The sequence below is a fragment of the Povalibacter sp. genome, assembly GCF_036735925.1.
Lineage (GTDB): Bacteria > Pseudomonadota > Gammaproteobacteria > Steroidobacterales > Steroidobacteraceae > Steroidobacter.
Window position 1 is genome coordinate 7,893 of record NZ_DAINNK010000126.1, and the last position, 1,718, is coordinate 9,610.

2 protein-coding genes are annotated in these 1,718 nt (G+C 62.9%); one reads left to right on the forward strand and one right to left on the reverse strand.

All coding sequences use genetic code 11. The annotated features are described in order from the left end of the window. Positions 1–946 (reverse strand): alpha-amylase family glycosyl hydrolase (locus tag V7D81_RS22150; RefSeq protein ID WP_324320412.1); only part of this gene is annotated, 946 nt, incomplete at its 3' end. Positions 947–1,114: 168 nt separating this feature from the next. On the opposite strand from V7D81_RS22150, the gene V7D81_RS22155 reads away from it, so the two are divergent. Then, entirely contained in the window at positions 1,115–1,675 is a 561-nt protein-coding gene (locus V7D81_RS22155; protein ID WP_324320414.1) for a YbhB/YbcL family Raf kinase inhibitor-like protein, read from the forward strand. Positions 1,676–1,718 lie beyond the last annotated feature (43 nt).

The window sequence follows — 1,718 nt, forward strand, 5'->3', positions numbered from 1 at the left end:
TCTCCAGTGTCTCCACCGTCGCACGCAGATGCGCCGCCGTCGCATCGTCCGACAGCAGCTCGAAGCTGTAGGCCATGTGCAGGCGCTGGCCGCTGGTGTATTCGGCAATCGTCGCCAGCGAATCCTCTGAAGACACTTCACCGAGCGCCGCCGTCCCCGGGTATCGATCGAGCAACGCGCGCAGTTCACTCAGGAATGCCAGGTTCTGCGGCTGCGTCTTGTCGAAATGGTGGTACTGATACGCGTACGGATTGTCGGCGCTGAATCCCCGCGTCGTGCGTGCCTCGCGCGGCTTCGGCGGATTGCTGCGCAGCTCGCGATCGTGGAAACAGAAGTTCACCGCATCGAGCCGCAGGCCATCGATACCCTTGTCGAGCCAGAACCGCAGATTGTCGAGCACGGCCGCGCGGACTTCGGCGTTGTGGAAATTGAGATCGGGCTGCGACGACAGGAAATTGTGCAGGTAGTACTGGCCGCGTCGCGGCTCCCACTTCCATGCGACGCCGCCGAAAATGGACAGCCAGTTGTTGGGCGGTGTCCCGTCCGGCCGCGGATCGGCCCACACATACCAGTCGGCTTTCGGATTGTCGCGGCTCGCGCGGCTCTCGCGAAACCACGCGTGTTCGCTCGATGTGTGACTCAGAACGTGATCGATGATCACCTTGAGCCCGAGTCGATGCGCCTTCGCGAGCAGCCGCTCGAAGTCAGCCATCGTGCCGAACATGGGATCGACATCGCGGTAATCCGACACGTCGTAGCCGAAATCCGCCATCGGCGATTTGAAGAACGGCGCGATCCAGATGGCGTCGACGCCGAGGCTCGCCACGTAGTCGAGCCGGTCGATGATGCCCTGCAGATCGCCGACGCCGTCGCCGTCGCTGTCGCTGAAGCTGCGCGGATAGATCTCGTAGATCACCGCGCCGCGCCACCATGACGCATGCGTCATGAGCCCCCCATCTCGATTCATGTTCGTCGGCGGGGAGCTTAGCGAGCGAGGCGCCGCGGGTTCGAGGGCCTACATACGTATTCATGGAAAGCCCTTTGCGAATCTCTGCATTCCTCCTTCCTCAATCGCGCGACGATACGGCCGCTCGCACCACCCAAGGAGATGACGATGATTTCGACCAGGGGAATGCTGCTGTCGCTGGGCTTCATGACGTTCGCCGCACACGCCGGCGATTTCGCGTTGACGAGTTCCGAAGTCGGGCCGGACAAACCGCTCGCTCAGGAATTCGTGTACGACAAGTTCGGCTGCACGGGCGGCAACCAGTCGCCAGCGTTGAGTTGGAACGATGCACCGGCAGGAACGAAAAGTTTCGCAGTGGCGCTGTTCGACCCGGATGCGATCCGCGGCCGCGGCTTCTGGCACTGGCTGGTCGTGAATCTCCCGGCGCAGACGACGAACCTGTCGCGCGATGCGGGCAACGTCGACGGCTCGAAGCTGCCGGCCGGTGCCGTCCAGATCAAGAATGGATTTCGTGCGACCGGCTACAGCGGCTCCTGCCCGCCTCCCGGCGAACCGCCACACAACTACACGTACACGGTGTACGCGCTGAAGGTGGAGAAGATCGATGTTCCCGCGGACGCGGATTCGCCGACGGTGCTCAACCTGGTGAAGGAACAGGCGCTCGGCAGCGCGACGCTGACGTATCGGTTTGGGAGGGAGAAGCCTTGACGATGAGATGAGGTCGAGCGATGCATCTCTTCCTCCGCGCAGC